We start from the raw sequence: 24437 nt of genomic DNA, 5'->3' as shown, positions 1-24437 counted from the left end.
GCGACAGCTCCCACGGCACGGCCCCACGCCACTACCTCGCGACCGGCCGAGGGCAATCGTCGCCGTGCGCCGCTGATCAGGCGCTCAAGCTGAGACGTCCCCAGGTTCATCCCGCGGGGTGGTCGGCAGCGGAAGGCTGTCGATGAAGATCCGCACCCGGCGCTCGCCGTCGCGGACCCGGCCGTGCGGGTCGGCCGTCCGGCTCTCGGCCTTGCGCGCCGCATCGACCGCCGAGGTATGCCGGTCCACCACCTCGAGCAGCTCCTCGGTGAGCGCGGAGAGCTCGTCGCGGGTCATCCAGGTGGTGCTGCTCGTCATCGTGCTGGCCTCGCGCCAGGGCTGCGGCTCCTGCGCCCAGCCCTCGACGATCGCGTCCAGCGTCTGCGTCCGGTTGTCGACCAGCCACCGGCCGACCGTGCGCGAGGTGGGGTCGCCCGGGTCCTGCGGCCGGTCGTAGGAGAAGCTCAGCGTCCGCCACCAGCGCTCGCGGGCGGTGCCCTCGCCCGCGACTTCTTCGACGAATCCGTACTTCTCCAGCTGCCGCAGGTGATAGCTCGTCTGCCCGCTGCTCTCGCCGGTCTCGCGGGCCAGGACGCTCGCCGTGGCCTGGCCGAGGTCGCCCAGGAGCTGGTAGAGGCGCATCCGCAGCGGATGGGCGAAGGCCTTCATCTGCTGGTCGGTCGCGGGCCGGGCGCGGTGCGGGCGCGCGGGGTCGGGGGAGTGCGGGTTGCGGTCAGTCATGATGCAGAGGTACCTTTGCAGAGAAATCTTTGCATAGTTCTTTCTGCACCAAGCCTAGAGGAGATCGAGATGCCGGCACCCCACGCCACGCCCCCGCCGTTGGGTCGCCGATTCGGCGCGCACCTCAGCGCGGTCGGGCTGGCGAACCTCGCGGATGGCCTGGTCGCCACCGCGGTGCCTCTCATCGCGATCTCCTTGACCCGCTCGCCAGCGCTGATCGGCTTGCTCACCGCGGCGGTCTGGGTGCCGTGGCTGGTGCTCGGGCTGCCCGCGGGTGTGCTCGTGGACCGCTGGGACCGTCGGCGCACGATGGTGGTGGCGCTCTCGATCCGCGCCCTCCTCCTCGGGGCGGCCGCGGTCCTCGCGCTCACCGGTCAGCTCACGATCTGGTGGCTGGTGGGGCTCGCCCTCACCTACGGCATCACCGAGGTCTTCACGGATCTCGCCGCGCAGGCGCAGGTGCCGGCGCTGGTCGGTCGGCGCGCATCGACGCTGCAGCGGGCCAACGCGCGGTTGCTCGCGGTCGAGCAGATCGCGGGTGGCTTCATCGGACCACCGCTCGCCGGCGTGCTCGTGGCAGCAGGGGCGGCCTGGGCGCTCGGGGTCCCGGGTGCGCTGGTGATCGGCGCCGCCGTCACCCTCCTCGTCGGGCTCGGAGGCCGGTATGTCGCCACCCGCCCCGAGCAAACGGAGGTCACCACCGCGCTGGGCCGGGTCTCGGAGGGGATGGTGATTCTCTGGCGGCATCCGGTATTGCGGCCGATGCTGATCGGTGGCGGGATGTGGAACTTCGCCTCGGCCGGGTTCGCGGCGGTGATCGTGCTCTGGCTGGTCGGGCCGGGCTCGGCCGGCGGCCTGAGCGAGCGGACCTATTCGCTGGTCCTGGTCGCGATGCCGGTCGGTGCCGTGATCGGCAGCTGGCTCGCTGGGAGGGTGCTCGCGCGCTTCACCGAGATGCGGGTGCTGGTGGTCTGCTGGGGCGTCAACGCCGTGCTCAACGTGGTGCCCCTGCTGTGGCCCGGTGCGCTGGGGTTCGCGCTCTTCCTCTTCCTGGTTGCGCCGCTAGGCGTCGTCGGAAACGTCATCAGCGGCTCGATCCGTCCGCGGATGGTGCCCGAGCACGTGCTCGGCAAGGTCGGGGGAGCGGCGCGGGTGGTGGGCTACGGGACGATGCCGATCGGGGCGGTCGTGGCCGGGCAGGCGGCCGAGCGCTTCGGGATCGAAGCAGTGCTGTGCGGGGTGGTCGTGATCATGCTGCTCGCCACCGCGCTGGTGGCGGTGCAGGTGCCCCAGCGGCTCGTGGACGAGCACGAGCTGGAGCCTGAGGAGCGGGCCGCCGAGTCGCAGCAGCCTGAGTCGGGCGCCGGGCCTGCTGGGAAGAGCGCACAGGTGGCCGGGTGATACTGGATGGCATGGCAGATCAGGACTCGCGCAGCACCCAGCACACCGATGAGGAGCCCCCCGCCACAGAGGTGCAGGGGCCACAGGGCCCGCTGCCGGTCCGCCGCCGCCCCGACATGGTCCGCTTCCTGGCGACAGGTGCCATCCTCGGCTTCCTGATCGGCGCGGTCATCTCCTACGTGGGCCCCGAGGTCCCCACCAGCTCGCTGCTCCAGCAGATCATCCTGCTCGGCATCATCGGCGGTCTGCTCGGTGCCTTCCTGGCCTCCGTGGTCTATCTGGTCGTCGACCGCCGCAGCACCCGCGAGGTCTAGGCCGCCACCCGGCCTGGCGCCCACGGGCTGCGAGCGGGCCCTGAGTGTCGTCCGGGCTACGTCCGATCCGGGTTTTCAGACGTGCACAACGCAGCAGCTGTGGGTAAAACCCCAGGTCAGCAGCGCTGATGCTTCGTTGTGCACGTTTCAGTGGCCGGGAGAGGACTGCACGCGGTCGAGCGGGAGCGTGGAGCAGCCCCGACTCACCCGGGTGAGTGGCCCGCGCACCCGGGAAAGCGGCATACGGGAGCTGGTCCGCGCACCTGGGAGGCGCCCTACCGGAGTGAGCCCACTCACCCGGGGAAGCGGCATACGGGCGGGGGCGTGAGCTGTGGGATGATCGGGCGCGTGGCACGACCCGACGGACGGCTCTCGCACGACCTCCTGCCCGGCGAGCGACTGCCCCAGGACGCCTGTGGCGTCTTCGGGGTCTGGGCGCCCGGTGAGGAGGTCGCCAAGCTCACCTATTTCGGGCTGTATGCGCTCCAGCACCGCGGCCAGGAGGCTGCCGGCATCGCGACCAGCGACGGTCAGCGGCTGGTCGTCTACAAGGACGTCGGGCTGGTCAGCCAGGTCTTCGACGAGTCCGCGCTCGCCTCGCTGCGCGGCCACCTGGCGGTCGGGCACTGCCGCTACTCGACTACGGGGCGCAACAGCTGGGAGAACGCCCAGCCGACCCTTGGCGGCACCGCCGACCGCACCGTCGCGCTGACCCACAACGGCAACCTGATCAACACCGCCGAGCTGCGCGATCTACTCGCCGAGACACTCGGCGGCAACCTGTCCGCCTCCCGCGGCGAGGTCGGTCGAGGCAACACCACCGATACCGCGATCGTCACCGGACTGCTCACCGCGGATGAGGACCTCCCGCTGGAATCCGCTGCGCTGCAGGTGCTTCCGCAACTGCGCGGCGCGTTCAGCCTGGTCTTCTGCGACGAGTCCACCCTGTATGCCGCCCGCGACCCCCAGGGCGTGCGTCCCCTGGTCCTGGGTCGGCTCGAGCGGGGGTGGGTGGTCGCCTCGGAGACCGCCGCGCTGGACATCGTGGGCGCCTCGGTGGTGCGCGAGATCGAGCCCGGTGAGCTGATCGCGATCGACGAAGACGGGTTGCGCTCGCAGCGCTTCGCCGAGCCAGCGCCCAAGCGGTGCGTCTTCGAATGGGTCTACCTGGCGCGACCGGACACCACCATCGCCGGTCAGGAGGTCTACGACAGCCGGGTCGAGATGGGTCGTCAGCTCGCGCGCGAGCACCCGGTCGAGGCCGACATGGTGATGCCGACGCCGGAGTCGGGGACCCCGGCCGCGATCGGGTATGCCGAGGCGTCCGGGATCCCGTTCGGGCACGGGCTGGTGAAGAACGCCTACGTCGGGCGCACGTTCATCGCGCCCTCGCAGACGATCCGGCAGCTCGGGATTCGGCTCAAGCTCAACCCGCTGCGCGATGTGATCAAGGGCAAGCGGCTCGTCGTGGTGGACGATTCGATCGTGCGCGGCAACACCCAGCGGGCGTTGGTGCGGATGCTGCGCGAGGCGGGGGCGGCCGAGGTGCACGTGCGGATCTCCAGCCCGCCGGTGCGCTGGCCCTGCTTCTACGGGATCGACTTCGCGACCCGGGCCGAGCTGATCGCGACCGGCCTGGAGATCGAGGACATCCGCGCCTCGATCGGTGCGGACTCGTTGGGCTACATCTCGCAGGACGGGATGATCGAGGCGACCGCGCAGGAGCGGTCGAGCCTGTGCACGGCCTGCTTCAGCGGCAGCTACCCGATCGAACTGCCCGATGAGACCAAGCTCGGCAAGGACGTGCTCGAGCTGCAGTTCCCGGTCACCGCGGATGGCGCAGACGTCACCGACGTCGGCACCCTGGACGTGGCCAGCCCGTCACTGAACTGACCCGCCGCCCCACCCTTCTCCACGACCGGACGTGCGTGGTGCTCTGAAAATCAGCCACCGGACGCGCGTCCTGCTCTGAAAATCAGCCACCGGACGCGCGTGGTGCTCCGAAAGTCAGCCACCGGACGCGCAGCGGTCCAGCCCGGACACCAGCCAGCGGCCCTCCTCGGTCTGGTCGAGCAGGAAGACCGCCACCAGCCGCCCGTCATCGTCCGTGCGCGTGACCTTCAGGTCGGACGGCGGGCCGGAGCTCTGCTCGTCATTGCCCGGCGCGACCCCCTCCTGCTCACTCAGCTCGGCGACGGCCGCTTCCGGGCTGTCGGCCCCGGCACCCTCCTCGTGGAGATGATCGATGCTCACGCTCTCGACCGGGTCGCAGTCGAAGGTCGGGGCTGCCTGCGCCGGGTCGGGGGCGTTCGTCGGTTCGGTCGAGGAGTCCGAGCCCGGCGCCGACGTGCCCAGCACTCGCGCGTCGACGATGCCGTCCACGACCAAGGACCCGTCCTCCCAGGACACGGTGGCCGGATCGGCTGCGTACCAGTCGTCGCCGCCCAGCTGCTCCATCAGGCTCCCCGTCATCAGCCCGAGCGGACTGGCGAAGGGCTCCTCACACGTCCAGTCCTCGCGCTCGATCGTCGCCACGTCGAGCTGCCACTGCCCATCGGTGAGGTCGACACGACCCACCCCGACCGTGCCGCACGCGTCCTGTCCCCACACGCTCCACGGGCCGTCCGCCGCGGCACCGATGACCTCCAGAGTGTCGCCCTCGCTGTCCCGCCAGGAGCGCTCCTGCCACGCGTTGACGGTCAGGACGAACGAGGAAACCGTGAACTTCCCACCCTCCAGGGTCAGGAGGTCCTCGATCGGGCCGTTCGCAGGGGCACCGCGTGCGGGGAGGTGAGTGACGGCATACACAATCCGGTATGCCGCGGGCTGGGCCTCGTCCTCCTGCGCCACGGGGCGGATGGTTGGCTCGGGATCCACGGCGGAGGCGCGTGGTGTCGGGCAGCGTTCCACGTCGGTGACCACCCAGCGGCTCTCCGTGGTGCGCTCCAGGTCGAGCATGGCGACCAGCCACCCGTCGGGATCCGTGCGGAGGAGCCGGGCCGTGTCCTCGCCGAAGAGCTCCAGCTCATCGCTGCCTACCGGCAGATCCTGGTCGGCGCTCGTCACCTCGACCGCGGCCTCCGGAGTGGGCTCGCCCACGCCCTCGAGCGAGGGGTGATCGATGGTGATGGTCTCGGTCGAGTCGCACTCGAAGGAGGTGCCGGCAGTGATCGGAGCCTGGTCGGTGGTGTCCCCCGTTGTGCCGGACGCGTTGTCCGCACCGGGCGTCTCGGGCTGCCGGTCGCCGCACCCGGTCAGCAATAGAAGAGTGGCGATGCAGGTGGCGGCGGCGCCCCGGAGCGGTGTGTTCATGACCTTCTGACGCTGCAGCCGGGCGAATGGTTGTGTCCCCGACCCACGGCATACCCTTGAGCCGTCCGTCACCACTCACCGAGGGGAACCCATGAGCGACCAGCCGATCACCTACGCCAGCGCCGGCGTCGACGTGCACGCGGGCGACCGGGCCGTGGAGCTGATGAAGGAGTCGGTGCGAGCGGCGACCCGGCCCGAGGTGCTCGGGGGGCTGGGCGGGTTCGCCGGGATGTTCGACGCGTCCGCGCTGAAAGGGATGCGGCGGCCGGTCCTGGCGACCTCGACCGACGGGGTGGGGACCAAGGTCGCGATCGCGCAGGCGATGGACGTGCATGACACCATCGGCCAGGATCTGGTCGGGATGGTCGTCGACGACATCGTGGTCAGCGGTGCGGAGCCGCTGTTCATGACCGACTACATCGCGTGCGGCAAGGTCGTCCCGGAGCGGATCGCGGCGATCGTGTCCGGCATCGCGCGAGGGTGCGAGCTGGCTGGGGTGGCGCTGGTCGGGGGCGAGACCGCCGAGCACCCGGGGCTGCTGGACCCGGATGAGTATGACGTGGCCGGCGCCGCGACCGGGGTCGTCGAGCACGACGCGGTCCTGGGCCCGCACCTGGTGGAGAACGGTGACGTGGTGCTGGCGCTGGCCTCCTCCGGGCTGCACTCCAATGGGTACTCGCTGGTGCGGCGGGTTGTCGCCGCGGCCGGCTGGGACTGGTCGCGCGAGGTGCCCGAGCTGGGCCGGACCCTGGGGGAGGAGTGCCTGGAACCGACGCGGATCTACACCCGACCGCTGCTGAACCTGATCGAGCAGCTCGACGGTAGCGTGCACGCGCTCTCGCACGTGACTGGTGGCGGCCTCGCGGCCAACCTGGCGCGGGTGCTGCCGGCGAAGACGTTGGCGACGGTCGAGCGGTGCTGGACGCCGCCGGCGATCTTCCAGCTCGTCCAGGAGCTCGGGCAGGTGCCGCTCGAGGACCTGGAGCAGACGCTCAACATGGGGGTCGGCTTCGTGGCGATGGTCGCAGCCGAGCAGGCTGGCCGCGCGGTCGAGTTGCTGGCTGCCCAGGGGATCGATGCCTGGCCGATCGGGTCGGTCGGTGACCCGATGACGGCCTCGCTCTCTGAGGCGCCTGTCGTGCAGGGTGCCAAGGGCGTCGACGGCGGCATGGTGCAACTGGTCGGCGACTACCGGCTCTGAGGCGTCACCGCGCGCGTCCGGTGGGTCTGATCCGCGTCACCGCGCGCGTCCGGTGGGCCTGATCGGCGTCACCGCGCGCGTCCGGTGGGCCTGATCGGCGTCCCCGCGCGCGTCCGGTGGGTCAGGGGGTGACGAGGACCCAATAGGTGCTGGGGCCGCGGCTGCCGACGTTGGCGCTCCAGCGGGTGCCGGAGGCGTCGCCGGACAGGGCTCGCCGGATGACTTCGTTCTCCGGCTCGGCCAGCACCACGGTGCTCGCCGAATCGGTCAACCGGATCTCCATGGCGGTCAGCACCGTGTTCAGCGGCACGCTCTCGAAGGTCCAGGTGGTGTCATCGACCGTGTCGGCGTCCTGCTGGTCACCGCCGGCCCACAGCGTCAGTCGCTTGCCCTCGGTGGGCAGGGTCTGGCAGTTGGCGGCCTCGACCTGCTCCCAGGTGGAGTCGCGGTCCAGCGGCTGGGTGCACTCGCGGACCTCGTAGGTCACGTCCTGGAAGTTCATCAGGCGTGCCCACGCGAGCACGATGACGACCGTGAGCACCGCGACCATCCCGATGAGCACCCAGGCCTTGTTACGACGGACTTTTCCCTTGACCTTGGCCTCGGGGTGGGTCCAGGCGGCTTCGGCGCGATTCCTCGTCATGGATGAGGGTCAGCGCTGATCGCCGGCGGCCCAGGATCCGTAGTCGTCCTCGCCCTCGTCATCATCGTCCGCGTATGCGGCGTAGGGGTCATCGTCCTCCTCGGACTCCTCCTCCGACGAGTGGCTGTCATAGCTCTCGCTGCCGGAGGCGCCGTGGAGCTCTCGCTCCAACGCGCTCAGGTCCGTGGACGGCCCGGAGTTGTACTTCAGCTTCCGGGCAACCTTGATCTGCTTTGCCTTGGCTCGGCCGCGCCCCATGGCGTGACCCCCTTGTATCGAGTCGTCCGGACGGCATCGCTGGCTGATGTCTCAGGTCGCGGAGCCGCACCGGGGGATGTGTGCGTTCGTGGGGCACAGGCTACATGAGATGCGGCTCACCTCCCGCATCGGACCCGCGGACGAGGAGGTATGCCGTGTGCTCAGCCGCGTGCGCGCAGCACCGTCCGCGCGAGGAGGGCGATGAGCGCGAGGACCGCGGCACCCACCACGACCCACGCCCACCCCGGGACGCCGTTCCCGGCGTCGTGGCCGGCGTGGTCCGCGTCGTGCCCGGCGTGATCGTCGGTGGCCGGGGCCGTGGTCTGCTGAGCGCTGTCCGTCGCGTCGGTGGCGATCGGCGCCGCCGCGTCGGTGGTGTCGGTCTCCTGTGCCGCGTCGGTCGTGTCGTCCGTCGCCTCCCCGGTCGCCTCCGGTGAGGCCCCGGCCGCCGGAGCCGCCTCCTCGGTCACCTCGAAGGAGAACGACCCCGAAATGGGGTGCCCGTCCTCGCTCGTCACCCGCCACAGCACCTCGTAGTCACCCGGCCCCATCTCTGCCAGGTCCTGCACCAACCGGGTGCCCTCCACCCGGGGCGGACCGGCGACGAGGGAACCCGCCCCGGACCCACCGGTGAGCGAGATCTGCGCCCCCAGATCGGTGATCTGACCGCTGAAGGTCAGCGTCAGCGTCGTGGGTGCCTCGTCCAGGCTCGCCCCCTCGGCAGGGTCGGAGTCCAGCAGCACATCGTGCGCGCTGGCGACCTGGCCGGGCAGCAGGAACACAGTGGTGATCAGCCCCAGGAGCAGGGCCCGCAGAAGCCGGCTCATCTGGCCAGTGTAGGTAGCCTGATCCCGCCCTTTCCGCCGGGCCAGGGAGATGGTCCCCGGCTGGTCGGAGATACTGCCAGGACCATGCTTCCCACCAGCTACCGCACGATCGCCCAGCCGGTCGTCGCCTCTATCGAGGAGAAGCGCTCGGTCTTCGAGTGCTGGCTGCGCCGTGTCGAGGACGAGGAGGCCGCCCGCGCCGTGGTCGAGGAGGCTCGCGCCACCCACTGGGACGCCCGCCACCACTGCTCCGCCTTCGTCCTAGATCCCGTCGGCTCGACCCGGCGCAGCAATGACGACGGCGAGCCCGCCGGCACCGCGGGCACGCCCATGCTCGAGGCCCTCACCCACGCCGGTCTGACCGATGTCGTAGCGGTGGTCACCCGCTGGTTCGGCGGCACCCTGCTCGGCAGCGGCGGCTTGGTCCGCGCCTATGGGGGCGCCGTCCGCGCCGCGCTCGAGCAGGCCAGCCCGCTGCACAGGGTCCGGGTCCGCGAGATCGACGTGCGGGCCGGGCACGACATCGCCGGGCGCCTCGAACATGACCTGCGCGCCCGCGGTGTCGGCATCGCCGGTACGTCCTTTGCTCAGCAGGTGGTCCTGCGCCTGCAGGTGCCGGTCGAGGAGGACACGGCCTTGCCTGACCTGCTCGCCGAACTCACCGGCGGCGCTGCGGGGGTGGAATTGCTCACCGGGACCGAGTCCGAGGGGTGGCTCGACGCCCCGGTCTCCCGCTCCGCGGGCGCCGTCCACGGCCAGTCCGGCGGGCCTGGCGTTCAGGCTTCCGGCAGCGACGGCTGATATTTTGCGCGGCATGTCCACCGGCTCCGCAGCGCGCTCGATCGCGCACGCGTCCACGACCCCGTTCGTCCCGGTGGTCCTGGGTGGCGACCTGCCCACCTACACCCTCGCCCGGGCCTTCCACGAGGAGCTCGGCGCCCGCACGATCTCGGTCACCCGCGGCCTGCCCAGCGCGGTCAAGGGCTCGACCATCGTGGAGAACCTGCAGCGCCCCGGCAAGGACGATGAGGACGAAGTCATCGCCACCCTGCACCAGATCGCCGACCGCAACCCGGGCGCGAAGATCCTGGTCCTGGGGATGATGGACTACTGGATCGACAAGCTCGCCCAGCTCGCGCCCCGCCTCGACGAGCGTTTCGCGGTGCCCTATCCCGAACTCTCGCTCATCGAGTCGATGAACAACAAGGAGCGCTTCGCCCAGGCCTGCGCCGAGGCCGGGGTCGCCCACCCGACCACCGTGGTTCTGTCCGCCGACCTCACCGACGCCGAGGTGGAGGAGCAGCTCGGGGACCTGCGCTGGCCCCTGGTGACCAAGGCGGCCGATCCGCCCGCACTGCACGCGCTCTTCTTCGAGGGCAAGGTCAAGGTCGGCTACCCCGCAGACCTGCAGGAACTCCTCGCCCAGCGTCGCGTGATGATCGACGCCGGCTACACCGAGGGCCTCATCGTCCAGGAGCGCATTCCCGGGGGAGATGAGCAGATGCGCGTGCTCACCACCTACAGCGACCGTTCCGGCGCCGTGCGCTGGGGTCGGATGGGCCACGTGCTGCTGGAGGACCACGACCCGGCCTGGATCGGCAACCCGCTGGCGATCATCCACGGGCACAGCCAGACCGCGCTCGAGGACGCCCGCCGCCTCCTCGAGCACGTCGGCTGGACCGGCTGGGCCAATTTCGACATCAAGGTCGACCCGCGCGACGGCCGCGAGTACTTCTTCGAGCTCAACCCCCGCCTCGGCCGCTCGCACGCCTATCTCACCGCGGCCCGCCACCCGATCGTGACTCCCTACGTGCGCGAGTACGTCGAGGGTCGTGACCCCTACGAGGACGTCACCACCGGCCACGAGCTCGACGACTGGCTCTACACCCTCGTGCCCTATCGGATGCTGCGGCGCTATGTCACCGACCCGGCGACCCGCGAGCGGCTGCGTCGGATCAAGCGCGAGGGCCGGATCGTGCGCCCCTATGTCTACGCCCCCGACCGCGGCCGTCACCGCCGGATCGCCCAGCTCAAGAATGACGTCGCCTTCGTGCAGGACTTCGCCACGCACTACCGCCGGCCGGTGACCACATGACCGGTGACGACGTGACCGGCGGTCCCGGGCCCGACGACGCACGGTCCGCGTCCCGTATGCCGCCCGCTCGCCTCCTCCCGGACACCTGGCGTCGTCCGGTGCTGGGTGTGCTCGGGGGCATGGGTCCCGCGGCGACCGTCGCCTTCCTCGATGCGCTGGAGCGGGCCACCCCCGCCGCGCGGGACCAGGACCACCTGGACACCGTCATCCTCAACCACAGCACCACCCCCGACCGGACCGCCCGGCTGCACGATGCGAGCAGGCCCGACCCCACGCCATACCTGATCGGGGACCTGGAGCTGCTGGCCCGCCTCGGTGCGGACCGCGCGGTGATCCTGTGCAACACCGCGCACGCCTTCCTTGACGAGGACGCGCTGCCGCTGCCCCTGCTCAGCCTGATCCGGGTGGGTGCCCAGGCCGCGGTCGACGTCGCGCGGGCGTCCGGAAGCCACGGCACTCCAGTGACCGTGCTCGCGACCGACGGCACACTGTCCAGCAGGCTCTACCAGGACGCGCTCACCGACCTGGGGGCGGAGGTGCGGGTGCCTGACCCCGAGCAGCAGCGGCGGGTGATGGCGATCATCTACGACCACGTCAAGGCCGGGGTGCCGGTGCCGCGCGAGGAGTTCGCGGAGTTCGTCGAGGAGATGCGCGGCGGGTCCGGCACCGTGCTGCTGGGCTGCACCGAACTGTCCGTCCTCTACGACCAGGCGATCATCGACGGTCACCCCTTGCCCGAGCACGTCGTGGACGCGCAGGCGGCCCTGGTCACCCGGGTGCTCGCCGAAAGCTGACCTTCCTCCAGCACCGTCCCGCGTTCGTCCGGACGTGCGCATCGCGGGCGGTGAGGGGATGTGCGCAGGTGAGGGTCGGCATACCGGCGGATGCGCACGTCGGCGTGCACGCGCCGAGCTTAGCTCAGCGTCCCTCGACCGAACCCTGGGTGAGCAGCTCGACCTGCTCCTGGGTCCACTCCTGCCAGTCGGTGAGCACCTCGTCCTCGCTGGCGCCGAGGGTCTGGGTGAAGATCTGCTCCGGGCTGCGGCGGTCGTAGCGGGCATCGACCCGGGCGAGCTGGTCGACCAGGGAGAGAAGCGTCTCGCGGCCGTGCACATCGTCGAGATAGCAGGCGAACCAGGTGGACTGCACCCAGAGCTGCTCGGGGTCGGCGTCCCACTGCCAGCGCACCGAGGGCAGCTCCTCAGGCGGCCCGGACTCGAACTCCTCAGCCAGGTACAGCACGAAGTCGTCACGGGCGATCGGGTCCTCCGCGACGCCATACCAGTCCGGGATGCCGTCGACCACCCACGCGGCCGGGACCCGGTCCTCGTGATCGCCGACCACGGCCGACAGCGCGCCCACGACCCGCAGCTCCCACAGACCCCCGGACGTCAGGCCTTGCTCCAAGGTGTCCCGCGCCGAGTCGACATCGATGATCAGGCGGTGCTCCAGGGCGTCGGTGCGGGCGCGCAGGTCGGCCCGATCGGCCGGGATCTCCTGGGGTGAGGTACGCAGCGACAGCAGCCCGAGGTCGGCGTCCCCGCCCAGCGCCGCGGTGAGGTCCTCCCGAGCCATCAGCTGGACAGCCAACTGATCCCGCTTCTCGGCGAGAAAGGTGAAGTCGTTCAGGATCTGCTCGGCCGCAGCCTCCATCGAGGGCAGCAGGTCCTCGGCCAGGGCCCGCTCGTGCTCGGCAGCGATGACCACCACCCCGTCACCCTCCAGCACCGCGACAGGCCCGATGTCCCAGAGCTGGGGATAGCCGAAGAGATCGCCGGAGCGGCCACGGGTCTCGGTGAGCACCGCGATGGTGTCCTCGTCGGGCGCCAGCGACCAGCGATACTGCTCCAGCACCGGCGCCGGGTCGGCCCCGGTGATCTGGTGGCGCAGGCCGACGTGCAGCACGGTGCCGGTCGGGCTGCGCCGCGAGACCACTCGGTCGGCGCGCAGCTGCCGCACCTCCATCGGGACATTGCGCACCGCGTGGAACCACGCGCGCTGCTCCTCCTGCAGCTCAGGGGAGACGTGCGCCAGGAAGGCCTCTTCGTCCCCGCTGGCCAAGGCCGCGTCCATCGCGGCGACGACCTCGAGCACCTGCTCGTCGGAGAGCTCCTCGGGGTAGGCGTCCGACCCCTGCGGGCTGCTCGTGGCGTGGCCAGCGGCGCGGTCCGCCTCGCCGTCCGCCCCAGCGGTCACCGTCCCGGCGCCTGAGGTGGAGCCACCCCCCGACCCACTCACAGCGTCACAGCCAGACAGGACCAACGCCGCGCTCGCCACGACCGCGGCGAGGCGCACGGCATACCGGTCGATCGTGCGGGCACCCCTGCTCATGCGAAACAAGCGTAGGCGAGCCCACCGACAACACCGACGAGCGTCATCACACCAGGGCGAGCTGGTCGGCGACGAGTCGGCCGCGGTGCAGCACGGTGCGGTCGGGCAGGCGATCCATCACCGCCGCGACCGGGGTGTCACCGGCGACGAGCAGCAGGTCAGCCCGATCACCCACGGCCAGCCCGGGCCGGTCCTCCACGCCGGCTACCCGCGGCAGGCCACCGTCCATGATCGAGGCCCCGCCACGGCTGGCGATCGCCAGGCAGTGCTCGATCAGCTCATCACGGCGCAAGCCGTGCGCGAACGCCAGCTGCCAGGTGCGGTCGAGCAGGTCGCCATTGCCATAGGGCGACCAATAGTCCCGCTGACCGTCCTGCCCCAGCCCGACCCGTACGCCGTGCTGCGCCATCAGCTCCAGCGGCAGGTTCTGCCCCTGGCCGGGCGCGATCGTCGCGGTCGCGATGTCCGCCGCTGCGAAGCGCTCCACCAGCGCCCGCGTCTGGCTCTCGCTCCCGGTCCACAGCCCGTACCCGTGCGAGATCACCACCTGCCCCTGCATCCCCAGCGCCTCGGTCCGCTCGATGATCAGGTCAGCCGAGAACCGCCCCAGGTCGCCGGGCTCGTGCAGGTGGACATCGACTGGCTTCCCGTACTTCTCGGCGAGCCCGAAGACGATGTCGAGGTGGCGAACCGGGTCGCGGTCGAGGGTGCACGGGTCGATGCCGCCGACCACGTCGGCGCCCGCGCGGACCGCGTCCTCGAGCACCTTGGCCGAGCCCTCCTCGCGGAGCAGGCCGGCCTGGGGGAAGGCGATGACCTGCACCTCCGCGCGCTCGCGGTGGGCCTCGCGCGCGGCGAGCACCGCCTCGAAACGCTCCAGCCCAGCGTCCACGTCCACCTGGGCGAAGCTGCGCACCCGCGTCACCCCGTGCGCGATCAGCAGCCCGAGCGTGTGGGTGACCCGCTCGACGATCCCCACCTCGGCGTCGCGCCAGTTCGACCGGTCGTTGAGCATCATCGCCCAGACCCCCGGTGCGCCCGTGTGCGGCCGGAAGGGCAGCCCGAGTCGGGTCGAGTCCAGGTGCACGTGCACGTCGGCCAGGGCGGGCAGCAGCAGCCGACCCCGCCCCGCCACCTCACCCTGGTCGGTCTGCTGGGCCCCGCCCCTGTCCCGGTATGCCGTGTCCCCCGACCGCGGCGCGCTCACCTCGGCGATGGTCTCGCCCTCGAGACGGACATCGGCCAGGTCAGCGCCCCAGGGGCGCACGTCGCGGATCCACATGGGTTGCACCATACGGACCTGGGGGTGGGGTCTGGCACGATGCCGCCATGGCCTATCTGGTGCGCCAGCGGGACCGCGCTCCCGCGGTGACGGCGCCGCTGCCGGTGAACCAGTCGCTACCGCGCCTGCGTGATCGGGGCGGGGTCGAGCGGGCTGGCGGCGACCAAGGCGCTCGCGGAGGCGGGGGTGCCCGTCGACTGCGTCGAGCGGGGGCCGGTGGTCGGCGGCAACTGGGTGCTGAACAACCCGAATGGCATCTCCGCCTGCTACGACACGTTGGAGATCAACACCTCCTGCCGGCGGATGGCCTTCTCCGACTTCCCGATGCCGGCGGACTACCCGGCCTACGCGCGACACGACCAGGTCGCGGCCTACTCGAGGCCTACGTCGAGCACTTCGGATTCGGTGACCGGATCACCTTCGGCACCGAGGTGACCGATGTGCGGCCGGTCGACGGCGGGTGGGAGGTGGACACGCGAGGACCCGAGGGTGCGCGGACCCGCCGGTATGCCGCGGTGCTGGTCGCCAACGGACACCACTGGGACGCGCACTGGCCGGATCCGCCCTACCCGGGGGAGTTCGCCGGCGAGCAGCTGCACGCGCACGACTACCGCGGTGCCGACCAGCTGGCCGGGCGGGATGTGGTGGTGGTCGGGGCAGGGAACTCGGCGATGGACATCGCCACCGAGGCGGCGCGGGTGGCGAGGACGGCGACGATCTCCCAGCGGCGCGGGCAATGGGTGCTGCCCAAGTTTGCTCTGGGTCGCCCCTCCGACGAGGTGGCCTTCCCCGGGTGGGCGCCGTGGCTGCTGACGCGCGCGAAGTTGCAGCTCGGCGCGCGTCGCGTGGGGAGTTTGCGGAGGTTCGGGCTGCCGCACCCGGAGCATCCGCCGGACACCTCGCACCCGGTGCAGTCCGAGACGATCCGGTCGGTGCTGGCCTCCGGTGCGCTGACGCCCCGGCCGGGGATCGCGCGGTTGGCTGGGGACCGCGTGGAGTTCGTCGACGGCACTTCGGCGGCCGCCGACCTGATCGTGTGGGCGACGGGCTACCGGGTGACCTTTCCCTTCCTGGATGAGGCGCTGGTGAGCGCACCGGACAACGACCTGCCGCTGTGGAAGCGGGTGGTCCATCCCGACCTGCCAGGCCTGTTCTTCATCGGGCTGCTGCAGCCCGTCGGGGCGGTGATGCCGGTCGCCGAGGCGCAGGGGCGGTGGATCGCGCAGTGGCTGACCGGCGACTACCTACCGCCCGCACGCGAGGTGGTCCGGCGGGAGCTGCTGGCCGATGACGAGCGCAACAAGAAGCGCTTCTACGGCGGCCCCCGGCACACCATGCAGGTCGACTTCGACCACTACCTGTGGGACCTCGGGCGCGAGAGGCAGCGCGGGCGGCGCCGGGCGCGGCAGTGGTCGCGGGTGAAGGCACGCTGAACACGGGCGGCGCCCCGCCTCCCAGGGGGAGACGGGGCGCCGGTCTGTGCTGACGAGTGCAGATCAGCCCTGATTGCGCGGCTGCTGCCAGTCGTGCGGCTCGTCGCGCTCCCAGGTGCGGCCGAGCTCGCCCTGGTGGGAGGGCTGCTGGGCCGGCTCCTCCTCGGGCGCCGCCTCGCCCTGCTGCGGCAGGTCCGGGATGCCGTGGTCGGCCTGGGGCAGGGTCTCCAGCCCGGGGGCGCCGCCAGCCTGCTGACCGGCGTTCTCAGGGTCCTGGTGGGCTGCCTTGGCCTTCTCGGCGGCCGCGGCGATCGCCTTGTCGGCGTCCTCCTTGGAGCGGTTCTTGGTCGAGGTCTCGGCGTCGCGCGTCGCGCCCTCGGCCTCCTCCCGCGCCCGGCGCAGCGCCTCGCGCGGGTCCTCCAGGGTGGGGGCGTCCATGTCGAAGTCGACCTGGTCGCCGACCTCGGAACTGACGCTGGAGGACGGGCCGTCCAGCTCGGCGGTCGAGGCGGACTCGTAGCCGCCGCCGCCACCGCCGGTGCCCAAGGCCTTGCCGATGCCGGACAGGGCCGCGGTGAGCTCGGTCGGGACGACCCACATCTTGTTGGACTCGCCCTTGGCGATCTCCGGCAGCATCTGGAGGTACTGGTAGGCCAGCAGCTTGGAGTTCGGGTTGCCCTTGTGGATGGCGTCGAAGACCTGCAGGATCGCGCGGGCCTCACCCTGGGACTCCAGGATCGCGGACTGGGCCGTACCTTCGGCCCGCAGGATCTGGGCCTGCTTCTCACCCTCGGCGGTGAGAATCTGGCTCTGCTTGACACCCTCGGCGTTCAGGATGGCCGCACGACGGTCGCGCTCGGCGCGCATCTGCTTCTCCATCGAGTCCTGCACGGAGGCGGGCGGGTCGATCGCCTTCAGCTCGACGCGGTTGACCCGGATGCCCCAGCGGCCGGTCGCCTCGTCGAGGACGCCACGCAGCTGGCCGTTGATCATGTCGCGGCTGGTCAGCGTCTGCTCGAGGTCGAGCGAGCCGATGACGTTGCGCAGCGTGGTGACGGTCAGCTGCTCGATGCCCTGGATGTAGTTGGCGATCTCATAGGTCGCCGCCTTGGGGTCGGTCGGCTGGAAGTAGATGACGGTGTCGATCGAGACCACCAGGTTGTCGCTGGTGATCACCGGCTGCGGCGGGAAACTGACGACCTGCTCACGCAGGTCGACCACCGAGCGCGGCCGGTCGATGAAAGGCACCAGGAAGTGCAGGCCGGCGTCGAGGGTCCGGTCGTACTTACCGAGGCGCTCCACGATGACGCTGGTGGCCTGGGGGACGATCCGGATCGCCTTGGCGATCGCGCTGATGACGAAAAGCGCCACCAGGATGACGACCGCCCAGACGACGAGTGTGACGGGGTCTGGCATGACGTTCTCTCCTTGGTTGATGTGAGCGTCAGATGGTCAGGGGTCAGTGTTGTGCGCTCAGGGCTGGTCGAGCGGCGGGTGCTCGTCGAAAGGCTTGTCCTCCGGCGGCGCCGTGGTCACCACGGCGGTCGCACCGTCGATCCGCACGACGCTGACGAGATCGCCGGGGGCGTAGTGCGCACCCTCGAGCTCGGCGCGCGCCGTCCAGTCTTCGCCTCGTAATTTGATCAGGCCGCTGCGGTCGGTGACCTCGGTGACCACGGTGGCCGTCTGGCCGACGTGACCCTCGATGCCGAGCTTGGCCCCACGCCCCTCCAGCCGCCAGTACTTCAGGGCGACCGGGCGCAGGGCGAAGACGAACAGTCCGGCGGAGACCGCGAAGAGCAGGACCTGCACCACGAGGGGCAACCCGACCCCGGCCACGACGGCAGCGACGAGCGCTCCCAGGGCCAACATCAGGAAGATCAGGTCCAGGGTGTTCATCTCGACGATGCCGAACGCCAGGGCTGCACCGATCCACCAGAGCCACTGCGGGCTGTCTCTGAGCCACTCGGGCATGCGGGTCTCCTTCCCCTGATGCTGGTCCGATCCTACGTGGTGGACGTATCACTCGCCCGTCCGGTTCCGCCCCAGATGTCGCCAGCACTCACCCGGATGGGGGAGACTGTCCCGCGTGAAGCGTCCCGTGCTCTCCCTGGCTACGGCCTGTCTGGTGCTGACCTCATGCAGCACGCAGACCGTGAACCGACCCGATCCGGCGGACCTCAGCACCCAGGTGCAGACCGGTGGCGGCGCCTCGACGACCGAGGCGACGACGGCCGCAGTCCCGGCGCCTGCCGCGACGACCGGCGAGGACGCTGAGGGCGCTGCGGGTGGGCAGGACCAGGACGCCGCCGGTGCCGACGGCTCGGCAGCCCCCGCTACCGTGCCCGCCCCGACCCAGACCGCCACCCCCGGAGCGGCGCCCGACCCGGGTGCTGCGGCCGCGGCGCTGGCGCTGGCGCCCAAGGACACGGCATACCTGACCATCACCGACTGGGGCCGGATCAAGGCTCGGCTGGACGCCGAGGACCTGACCAGCGACAGCCTGCAGACCGACCTCAGCGAGTTCTGGCGTGCAGTGCCCGGCAGCACGGTGCTGCTGACCGACGGACTGCTCCGCGAGGAGAACAGCCAGCTGTCGCTGCGCTATGACGTCACCCAGGACGACGTGCGGTGGGAGGTGCGCTGGAGCGTGCCGGACCAGCAGGCAGCCGGCGTCGCCCTGCGGATGCGGGATGACCTCGACCTGGCCGGACTGCGGCGCGCGGTCCAGGACGAGGTGCCCGGGTTGGAAGGCGCCGAGCTCATGCGTGAGGCGCGCGTGCTGCTGCGCGGGGTGAGCAATGGCGACTCCCTCGGCGGTGACCAGGCGGTCGTCGCGGCGGTGGGCGAGGGCGCCGAGTCCGAGCTGGTCGTGCCTGGCTGCCTGCCGTGGCCCTCAGCGCTGGGCGTGGACGCGACCGTTGAGGACCAGGAGAGTGTGGTCGACGGCGCCGGCGACGGCATGGAGGACCTGCTCGACCCGAAGGCGTGGTCGATGGCCTTCACCGGCCGCACCGCCACCGTGACCGTCGTCTATCCGGAGGGCACGGACGAGGCCGAGGTCGCCGCGGACGCTGCCACGCGCGTCGCGCTCGCTGAGGGATGGCCGACCACCGAGTCGGTCGGCTGGAGCGATGCTTTCGGGCTCTCCCCGTCCGGCCCCGAGTCCGGGTATGCCGTGGACACCCGCGGCGCGCAGCCGGTCGCCACCTTCGACTACCGGGTGGTGAACACGACAGCGGCCGCGACCGTGGCCCTCGCTGGGCTGGTGCCGCACGGCGTGTGTGCCGAGGTCGACTGGCTGGCCGAGCCCACCGGCCTCTGAGCCTGCCGGGGGCGCGCGGAACGGACTGCCGTCCCATCTGGCCTCGGCGTGTCGTGCACAGTGCAGATGTGGTGTTGCGTGTCGCGCGCTATAGCACCCGACACGCAACACCAGATCGGAACAGTGCAGGACACGCCAGGGGTGGCCACGGCGAGCTCAGGGTGAAGGCGTGGTGGAGCAGCGCTGTGGGGAACGCGCGCTAGTACGCCGCGGCGGTGGGGGAGACAGCGACCAGGTGGCGCTCGCCGGCGGGACGGATCGGAGCCGCTGACTGGCCCCCGCTCGGGCCCAGGCCGGGCGCGCGAAGGGTGCTGGTGCCGGGGCGGTGGGGGCGGTGGGCGATGGGGACCGGGGAGCTGGCGAGGGCGCGTTCGATGATCCCGAAGACCTGCTCGGTCTCGATCAGGAAGGCGTCGTGGCCGTAGGGCGAGTCGATCACCGCGAGCTCGCGGCAGGCCGGTGCCGTGGCGATGAGCGCGCCGTCGGCAGGGGTGAAGAGCCGATCCGAGGACACCACGCCGACGGTGAGCTCGGCAGTGATCCGGCGCAGCGCGGCCGGGACTCCGCCGCGGCCTCGGCCCACGTCGTGGCTGTTCATCGCCTCGGTCAGCGCGAGATAGGAGTTGGCGTCGAACCGGCGGACCAATTTGGCGCCGTGGTGCTCCAGATAGGACTGCACGGCATACCGGCCACCGCGCAGCGGGTCCTCACCCTCCTGGGCGTCGCGGCCGAAGCGCAGCGCCAACTCATCGGCACACCGGTAGGTCGCGTGCGCGATCTGCCGGGCCAGCGCCAGCCCCTGCCGCGGTCCCGGGCCAGGGTAGTAGTCGCCGCCGTGGAACTGAGGGTCCAGCCGGATCGCGTGCTGCTGCGGGACCGACCACGCGATCTGGTCCGCGGTCGCCGCCGCACCCGAGGCGAGCACGACGCACCTCTTTACCCGCCCGGGATAGCTGACCGCCCACTCCAGCGACCGCATACCACCCACGGAGCCACCCACCACGAGGGCGAAGGTGCGGATCCCGAGAGCGTCCGCGAGGAGGGCCTCGGCCCGGACCTGGTCACGGATGGTGATGCTGGGGAAGGACGAGCCGTAGGGACGACCGTCGGGAGCCGGAGACGAGGGGCCGGTGGTGCCCCGGCAGCCGCCGAGCACGGAGGGTGCAATGACGAAGAGCTCGTCGGTGTCGAGGGGGCAGCCCGGACCGATCAGCCCCGGCCACCAGCCCGCGGTCGGGTGGTCCGGCCCGCGCTCACCGACGACATGGCTGTCGCCGGTGAGCGCGTGCAGGACCAGCACGGCATTGTCCTTGGCCGCGTTGAGGCGACCCCAGGTCTGATAGCTGACCCGGACGCCCTCGAGCTGCTCGCCCGAGTCGAGCGGCAGGTCTCCGACGCCCAGGACGCGGCGGCGCGAGGGCGGGGGACAGGCAGGCTGGGCGGTCATGGCTCAGGCCGCCTCGGTGTCGGAGTCGGAGTCGGAGTCGCCCTCGCCGTCAGCCGGCCCGGTCGCCGCGGTCTTGGCCGCGCTGAAGCCGGTCTCCAGGTCGGCGAGGATGTCCTCGATCCCCTCGATCCCGACGGCCAGGCGGACCAGACCGGGGGTGACACCCGCCGCCCGCTGCGCCTCCTCGGTCAACTGCGAGTGCGTGGTCGAGGCCGGGTGGATGACCAGCGAGCGGACGTCGCCGATGTTGGCGACGTGGCTGTGCAGTTCGAGCGCGGACACGAAGGCCTGCCCGGCCGCGAGCCCGCCCTCGATCTCGAAGGCCAGCACCGCGCCGGCGCCAGCCGGGAGATACTTCTGCGCCTTCTCGTAGGAGGGGTGGGCCGGCAGCCCGGCGTAGTGCACCGCCTGCACCTGCGGGTGCGCGTCCAGCCACTCGGCGACGCGCTGGGCGTTCTGCACGTGCCGCTCCAGACGCAGGGAGAGCGTCTCCAGACCCTGGGCGATGAGGAAGGCGTTGAACGGCGCGACCGCCGGGCCGAGGTCGCGGAGCAACTGCACGCGGGCCTTGAGGATGTAGGACAGGTTGACCCCGAAGATGCCGTTCTCACCCAGCGCCTCGGCGTAGACCAGCCCGTTGTAGGACGGGTCGGGCTCGGTGAAGCCGGGGAAGCGTCCGGAGGCGCCGTAGTCGAAGCGGCCGCCGTCCACGATCACGCCGGCGATCGCGGTGCCGTGGCCGCCGAGGTACTTCGTCGCCGAGTGCACGACCACGTCAGCGCCGTGCTCGATCGGGCGGGACAGGAAGGGCGTGGCGATGGTGCTGTCCACGATCAGCGGGACGCCGACCTCGTGGGCGACCGCGGAGACCGCCTCGACGTCGAGCACGTCGCTGCTCGGGTTGGAGATCGTCTCGCCGAAGAAGGCCTTGGTGTTCTCCCGGCTGGCCGCGCGCCAGGACTCGGGGTCGGTCGGGTCCTCGACGAAACTGACCTCGATGCCGAGCTTGGGCAGGGTGTGGGCGAAGAGGTTCTGGGTGCCGCCGTAGAGGCTAGGGCTGGAGACGATGTGGTCACCGGCGCCGGCGATGTTGAGGATCGCCAGGGTGATCGCTGAGGAGCCGGAGGCCACGAGCAGCGCGCCGACGCCCCCCTCGAGGTCGGCGATCCGGTTCTCCACCGTCTCCTGGGTGGGGTTGGTGATCCGGGTGTAGATCGGGCCCAACTCGGCCAGCGCGAAGCGGTTGGCGGCCTGGTCGGCGTCGGCGAAGACGTAGGAGGTGGTCTGGTAGATCGGCAGCGCGCGGGCGCCGGTCTGAGAGTCGGGGGTCTGGCCGGCGTGGATCTGGCGGGTGGTGAAGTCGGTGTAGGTCATCGATCTGCGCTTTCGGTGGGTGCTCGGGGTGGGGCAGGGCGAAGGAAGCTCTGCTGAGCCCGGCTGGCAGCGCAGGTGATGGGTCCGTCGGCGCTGTAGGGCGCGAGCGGCTCGCGACGTCGCGAGAAGCAGCTGCGAGGGGAGGGCTCAGCAGCTGCGCATTCGGCGACGTGCGGTGGTCATGGGCAGATGTCTACCGGGGTTGGGTGCTGAAGTCAATGCGTCTATAGGGAGCGGGCAAGGCCAGTTTCCGAGGGATCTGCGGCCAGTTCGCTGAGAAAGAAAGATTCCCCCGTATGCCGCAACCCAGGTGACAGATGCACGTCACCCGGGCTGCGGCATACGGAATCGAGAAAATCTCCGCGCAGGTCAGATCTGGCCTCAGGGCAGGTCGACCGCCCAGCCGCCCTCGAGGGTGGCGAGGTCGTAGCGGCCCAGGCCCTGGTAGTCCAGCGTCCAGAGGTCATCGCCGATGACGATGGTTCTCATCGGTGCCTCGCCCCAAGTCTGGTTGGGGGCGGCGGTGCTGACCCGATCGCCGTCCGTGAGGGTGCCTTCGGCCACGCTGAGTGTCTGGACGCCGCCGAAGTTGCCCTCGCCATTGTCGGTCCACTGGGTGATCGGGATGAAGACCTGCCCGGTCCGCGGCCAGTAGGTGAAGGCGCGGTGGTCGCTCTCGACCGGGGAGTAGCTGTCCTTCCAGACCACGACCTCGGTCTGCTGCGGGTTGCTCAGGTCGCGGATGTCGAAGAGCGAGGCCTGGGCGCCCTTGGTCTGTCCAGTCTGCTCGTCCGCGTCCTGGCCGACCCCGAGCAGCCAGCCGTCGCCGACCGGGTGCAGATAGGCCGAGTAGCCGGGGATCTTCAGCTCGCCAGCGACCGTCGGGTTGGTCGGGTCGGAGGTGTCGATCAGGTAGAGCGGGTCGACCTGGCGGAAGGTGACGATCGCGGCGACGTCCTTGCTCAGATAGCGCACCGACTGGATCTCCTCGGTGACCCCGAGGTCGTCCACCCGGCCGGTCTCGGCGAGCTGGTCGCCGTCCTCGCGCAGCATGATCAGCGAGGAGTGCGAGGCCTGGGAGGCACCGGGCGGGTCGGTGGTGGTGGCGACCCGGATCACGCCCTCCTGCTCATCCAGCGCCCACTGGTTGATGATCCGGCCGCCCACGCTGCCGGAGGCGACATAGCTGGTGGCGTCCGGGTCGGAGATGTCGAAGGCGTGCAGATCGGTGTTGACCGAGGGGGTGCCCCGCATCCATGAGGTATCCATCGGCATCCAGTTCCACATGTCCCACGGGCTGGTCGCGACGATCAGCCGGTCCGGGGAGGCGTAGACGGTGGCGCCGCTGGCGACCAGGCCGGTCCCACTGGTCGGGGCTGCCTCGCCGACCTTGAAGCTCAGCACCGACAGCGTCGAGAGTCCCGCTGGGTCGCGCGGCCGCGAGATCTGGTCGCAGCCCAGCAGCGGCTCCGTGGAGATGACCTGGCCGTCGGCGTCGAGGTGCTGGCGGTGGGGGATCCAGTCATCGATGGTTGTGGCGCGCACGAGCTCCCGGTTGCGCTGCTCGGCCTCGTCCTCGGCCCGCAGCGAGTTGGTGCGTGGGCCGGTGAGCTGCAGGCCGGTCGGCTCGCTGACCATGACCAGCCGGATGGTGTCGTCGATCATCCGCGCCGAGCGATAGCTGCCCTCGACCCGCATCGTGCCGACCGTGCGCGGCGAGGCGGGATCGGAGATGTCCACCGTGGTGATGAGGGTCCGGCCGGCCTCGAAGGGCAGGAAGTGGTCGCGCAGCGGTTGGGCGCTGGCCCACTCCTGACCCAGGATCACCAGGGTGTCGCCGTGCAGGAGCAGCTCGGAAGGGTAGGCGTTCTCGCGCCTGCCCGGCATCGTGATCGTGGAGATGACCTTCTCCGTGGCGACGTCGACGATCTGGACCCTGCTGCTGCTGATCGCCACGATGATGGTGCCGTTGGTCTTGACGACGTCGGCCTCGTCGACGCCCTCCTCCTGCACGTTGGTGGTGGAGTGATCGGGTCCCGAGGCGCTGGCGCCGGCCAAGGAACCGTCGACGCTCTCGGCACCGGCGGCGGCATCGGCGGTGCCAGCCTCGTCCACCGCCCCGCCGTGATAACCGCGCCCCGCGCCGAGGCCGTAGGGCGTCACCAGCTCCAGGGCGTTGGCCTGGTAGTAGGTCAGCAGCTCGGAGCAGTCGTCGAACGGCTGCAGGAAGCCGGCGGGGAGGGCCGTGATCGCGGCGCCAGCCTGGACCGTGTCCCAGGCCGCCGTGGTGGTGGGGGTATCGCCCGAGCCGGGTCGGTCCGGCGGGCTGCTGCAGCCGGTCAGCATCGCGCCAGCTGCAAGCGGCAGGGCGAGGAGTGAAGCGGTCCACGTGGTGCGGGTGGTGCGAGGCATGAGCGCCCCCTCGGGTGCGGATGGTCGACGATGACCCCCGT

General features: G+C 71.0%; 20 protein-coding genes and 1 pseudogene. 9 read left to right on the top strand and 12 right to left on the bottom strand.

Annotated features, from left to right (window positions below):
- Nucleotides 1-84: 84 nt before the first annotated feature.
- On the bottom strand, nt 85-741 hold the full coding sequence (locus ACQBAT_RS13390) for a winged helix-turn-helix domain-containing protein (RefSeq protein WP_420747354.1): 657 nt from the start codon (nt 739-741) through the stop codon (nt 85-87).
- Nucleotides 742-810: 69 nt separating this feature from the next.
- Between ACQBAT_RS13390 and ACQBAT_RS13385 the strand changes: the two genes are divergently transcribed.
- The 3 genes from ACQBAT_RS13385 to purF all read left to right on the top strand — a co-directional run bounded on the left by ACQBAT_RS13385 (nt 811) and on the right by purF (nt 4349).
- A complete protein-coding gene (locus tag ACQBAT_RS13385) occupies nt 811-2142 on the top strand; it encodes an MFS transporter (RefSeq protein ID WP_420747353.1) in 1332 nt (443 codons plus the stop codon).
- An 11-nt stretch (nt 2143-2153) separates the two neighbouring features.
- Nucleotides 2154-2456, top strand: coding sequence for a hypothetical protein (locus tag ACQBAT_RS13380; RefSeq protein WP_420747352.1), 303 nt, complete (start codon nt 2154-2156; stop codon nt 2454-2456).
- 348 nt (nt 2457-2804) lie between these two features.
- Nucleotides 2805-4349 carry an amidophosphoribosyltransferase gene (purF, locus tag ACQBAT_RS13375; RefSeq protein ID WP_420747351.1) on the top strand — a complete coding sequence of 515 codons (1545 nt, stop codon included), beginning with the start codon at nt 2805-2807 and terminating at the stop codon, nt 4347-4349.
- A gap of 114 nt (nt 4350-4463) precedes the next feature.
- Here the strand turns inward: purF and ACQBAT_RS13370 are convergent, their stop codons facing one another.
- Nucleotides 4464-5768, bottom strand: a complete 1305-nt coding sequence (locus ACQBAT_RS13370; protein WP_420747350.1) for a hypothetical protein — start codon at nt 5766-5768, stop codon at nt 4464-4466.
- 91 nt (nt 5769-5859) lie between these two features.
- Between ACQBAT_RS13370 and purM the strand changes: the two genes are divergently transcribed.
- Nucleotides 5860-6969 carry a phosphoribosylformylglycinamidine cyclo-ligase gene (gene purM, locus ACQBAT_RS13365; RefSeq protein ID WP_420747349.1) on the top strand — a complete coding sequence of 370 codons (1110 nt, stop codon included), beginning with the start codon at nt 5860-5862 and terminating at the stop codon, nt 6967-6969.
- Between the two features lie 121 nt (nt 6970-7090).
- Here purM and ACQBAT_RS13360 read toward each other — a convergent pair whose 3' ends face one another.
- The 3 genes from ACQBAT_RS13360 to ACQBAT_RS13350 all read right to left on the bottom strand — a co-directional run bounded on the left by ACQBAT_RS13360 (nt 7091) and on the right by ACQBAT_RS13350 (nt 8697).
- Nucleotides 7091-7612, bottom strand: a complete 522-nt coding sequence (locus tag ACQBAT_RS13360) for a hypothetical protein (protein WP_420747348.1) — start codon at nt 7610-7612, stop codon at nt 7091-7093.
- 9 nt (nt 7613-7621) lie between these two features.
- Entirely contained in the window at nt 7622-7870 is a 249-nt protein-coding gene (locus ACQBAT_RS13355; RefSeq protein WP_420747347.1) for a DUF3073 domain-containing protein, read from the bottom strand.
- Between the two features lie 161 nt (nt 7871-8031).
- Nucleotides 8032-8697 (bottom strand): copper resistance CopC family protein, encoded by a 666-nt coding sequence (locus tag ACQBAT_RS13350; RefSeq protein WP_420747346.1) that lies wholly within the window; start codon nt 8695-8697, stop codon nt 8032-8034.
- A gap of 84 nt (nt 8698-8781) precedes the next feature.
- Between ACQBAT_RS13350 and ACQBAT_RS13345 the strand changes: the two genes are divergently transcribed.
- Genes ACQBAT_RS13345 through ACQBAT_RS13335 form a run of 3 tightly spaced genes read left to right on the top strand, consistent with a single transcriptional unit; the run spans nt 8782 to nt 11586 of the window.
- Nucleotides 8782-9498 (top strand): IMPACT family protein, encoded by a 717-nt coding sequence (locus tag ACQBAT_RS13345; protein ID WP_420747345.1) that lies wholly within the window; start codon nt 8782-8784, stop codon nt 9496-9498.
- 13 nt (nt 9499-9511) lie between these two features.
- Entirely contained in the window at nt 9512-10792 is a 1281-nt protein-coding gene (locus ACQBAT_RS13340) for a carboxylate--amine ligase (protein ID WP_420747344.1), read from the top strand.
- Nucleotides 10789-11586, top strand: a complete 798-nt coding sequence (locus tag ACQBAT_RS13335; RefSeq protein WP_420747343.1) for an aspartate/glutamate racemase family protein — start codon at nt 10789-10791, stop codon at nt 11584-11586. Before ACQBAT_RS13340 ends, ACQBAT_RS13335 begins: the two co-directional genes overlap by 4 nt.
- Before the next feature lie 124 nt (nt 11587-11710).
- Here ACQBAT_RS13335 and ACQBAT_RS13330 read toward each other — a convergent pair whose 3' ends face one another.
- Together ACQBAT_RS13330 and ACQBAT_RS13325 are read right to left on the bottom strand one after the other, a co-directional pair.
- Nucleotides 11711-13123 carry a hypothetical protein gene (locus ACQBAT_RS13330; protein ID WP_420747342.1) on the bottom strand — a complete coding sequence of 471 codons (1413 nt, stop codon included), beginning with the start codon at nt 13121-13123 and terminating at the stop codon, nt 11711-11713.
- A 46-nt stretch (nt 13124-13169) separates the two neighbouring features.
- Nucleotides 13170-14405 carry an amidohydrolase family protein gene (locus tag ACQBAT_RS13325; protein ID WP_420747341.1) on the bottom strand — a complete coding sequence of 412 codons (1236 nt, stop codon included), beginning with the start codon at nt 14403-14405 and terminating at the stop codon, nt 13170-13172.
- Between the two features lie 129 nt (nt 14406-14534).
- Here ACQBAT_RS13325 and ACQBAT_RS13320 point away from each other — a divergent pair.
- Nucleotides 14535-15838 (top strand): annotated as a pseudogene (locus ACQBAT_RS13320) (flavin-containing monooxygenase).
- A 63-nt stretch (nt 15839-15901) separates the two neighbouring features.
- On the opposite strand, the gene ACQBAT_RS13315 reads toward ACQBAT_RS13320, so the two are convergent.
- On the bottom strand, nt 15902-17254 hold the full coding sequence (locus ACQBAT_RS13315; RefSeq protein ID WP_420747340.1) for an SPFH domain-containing protein: 1353 nt from the start codon (nt 17252-17254) through the stop codon (nt 15902-15904).
- Between the two features lie 57 nt (nt 17255-17311).
- Nucleotides 17312-17812 carry an NfeD family protein gene (locus ACQBAT_RS13310; RefSeq protein WP_420747339.1) on the bottom strand — a complete coding sequence of 167 codons (501 nt, stop codon included), beginning with the start codon at nt 17810-17812 and terminating at the stop codon, nt 17312-17314.
- A gap of 181 nt (nt 17813-17993) precedes the next feature.
- On the opposite strand from ACQBAT_RS13310, the gene ACQBAT_RS13305 reads away from it, so the two are divergent.
- Nucleotides 17994-19163, top strand: a complete 1170-nt coding sequence (locus ACQBAT_RS13305; RefSeq protein WP_427197703.1) for a hypothetical protein — start codon at nt 17994-17996, stop codon at nt 19161-19163.
- A 199-nt stretch (nt 19164-19362) separates the two neighbouring features.
- Here the strand turns inward: ACQBAT_RS13305 and metX are convergent, their stop codons facing one another.
- The 3 genes from metX to ACQBAT_RS13290 all read right to left on the bottom strand — a co-directional run bounded on the left by metX (nt 19363) and on the right by ACQBAT_RS13290 (nt 24396).
- Nucleotides 19363-20610, bottom strand: coding sequence for a homoserine O-acetyltransferase MetX (gene metX, locus ACQBAT_RS13300; protein WP_420747337.1), 1248 nt, complete (start codon nt 20608-20610; stop codon nt 19363-19365).
- 3 nt (nt 20611-20613) lie between these two features.
- Complete coding sequence (locus tag ACQBAT_RS13295; RefSeq protein WP_420747336.1) at nt 20614-21984, bottom strand: bifunctional o-acetylhomoserine/o-acetylserine sulfhydrylase; 1371 nt, start codon at nt 21982-21984, stop codon at nt 20614-20616.
- Nucleotides 21985-22365: 381 nt separating this feature from the next.
- Nucleotides 22366-24396, bottom strand: a complete 2031-nt coding sequence (locus tag ACQBAT_RS13290) for a beta-propeller domain-containing protein (protein WP_420747335.1) — start codon at nt 24394-24396, stop codon at nt 22366-22368.
- Nucleotides 24397-24437 lie beyond the last annotated feature (41 nt).

The organism is Ornithinimicrobium pulveris (genome assembly GCF_050261105.1).
Taxonomy (GTDB): Bacteria; Actinomycetota; Actinomycetes; order Actinomycetales; family Dermatophilaceae; genus Ornithinicoccus.
The sequence above is the reverse complement of the archived record's forward strand: the minus strand, read 5'-3'. Positions and strand labels throughout refer to the sequence as shown.

What these genes read in the sequence shown, in the direction of transcription:
- ACQBAT_RS13330 (WP_420747342.1), bottom strand. Translation starts at nt 13,123, where the DNA reads ATGAGCAGGGGTGCCCGCACGATCGACCGGTATGCCGTGCGCCTCGCC.
- ACQBAT_RS13390 (WP_420747354.1), bottom strand. Translation starts at nt 741, where the DNA reads ATGACTGACCGCAACCCGCACTCCCCCGACCCCGCGCGCCCGCACCGC.
- ACQBAT_RS13350 (WP_420747346.1), bottom strand. Translation starts at nt 8,697, where the DNA reads ATGAGCCGGCTTCTGCGGGCCCTGCTCCTGGGGCTGATCACCACTGTG.
- ACQBAT_RS13335 (WP_420747343.1), top strand. Translation starts at nt 10,789, where the DNA reads ATGACCGGTGACGACGTGACCGGCGGTCCCGGGCCCGACGACGCACGG.
- ACQBAT_RS13295 (WP_420747336.1), bottom strand. Translation starts at nt 21,984, where the DNA reads ATGACCTACACCGACTTCACCACCCGCCAGATCCACGCCGGCCAGACC.
- ACQBAT_RS13345 (WP_420747345.1), top strand. Translation starts at nt 8,782, where the DNA reads ATGCTTCCCACCAGCTACCGCACGATCGCCCAGCCGGTCGTCGCCTCT.
- ACQBAT_RS13355 (WP_420747347.1), bottom strand. Translation starts at nt 7,870, where the DNA reads ATGGGGCGCGGCCGAGCCAAGGCAAAGCAGATCAAGGTTGCCCGGAAG.
- metX (WP_420747337.1), bottom strand. Translation starts at nt 20,610, where the DNA reads ATGACCGCCCAGCCTGCCTGTCCCCCGCCCTCGCGCCGCCGCGTCCTG.
- ACQBAT_RS13385 (WP_420747353.1), top strand. Translation starts at nt 811, where the DNA reads ATGCCGGCACCCCACGCCACGCCCCCGCCGTTGGGTCGCCGATTCGGC.
- ACQBAT_RS13325 (WP_420747341.1), bottom strand. Translation starts at nt 14,405, where the DNA reads ATGTGGATCCGCGACGTGCGCCCCTGGGGCGCTGACCTGGCCGATGTC.
- ACQBAT_RS13310 (WP_420747339.1), bottom strand. Translation starts at nt 17,812, where the DNA reads ATGCCCGAGTGGCTCAGAGACAGCCCGCAGTGGCTCTGGTGGATCGGT.
- purM (WP_420747349.1), top strand. Translation starts at nt 5,860, where the DNA reads ATGAGCGACCAGCCGATCACCTACGCCAGCGCCGGCGTCGACGTGCAC.
- ACQBAT_RS13360 (WP_420747348.1), bottom strand. Translation starts at nt 7,612, where the DNA reads ATGACGAGGAATCGCGCCGAAGCCGCCTGGACCCACCCCGAGGCCAAG.
- ACQBAT_RS13340 (WP_420747344.1), top strand. Translation starts at nt 9,512, where the DNA reads ATGTCCACCGGCTCCGCAGCGCGCTCGATCGCGCACGCGTCCACGACC.
- ACQBAT_RS13315 (WP_420747340.1), bottom strand. Translation starts at nt 17,254, where the DNA reads ATGCCAGACCCCGTCACACTCGTCGTCTGGGCGGTCGTCATCCTGGTG.
- ACQBAT_RS13290 (WP_420747335.1), bottom strand. Translation starts at nt 24,396, where the DNA reads ATGCCTCGCACCACCCGCACCACGTGGACCGCTTCACTCCTCGCCCTG.
- ACQBAT_RS13380 (WP_420747352.1), top strand. Translation starts at nt 2,154, where the DNA reads ATGGCAGATCAGGACTCGCGCAGCACCCAGCACACCGATGAGGAGCCC.
- ACQBAT_RS13370 (WP_420747350.1), bottom strand. Translation starts at nt 5,768, where the DNA reads ATGAACACACCGCTCCGGGGCGCCGCCGCCACCTGCATCGCCACTCTT.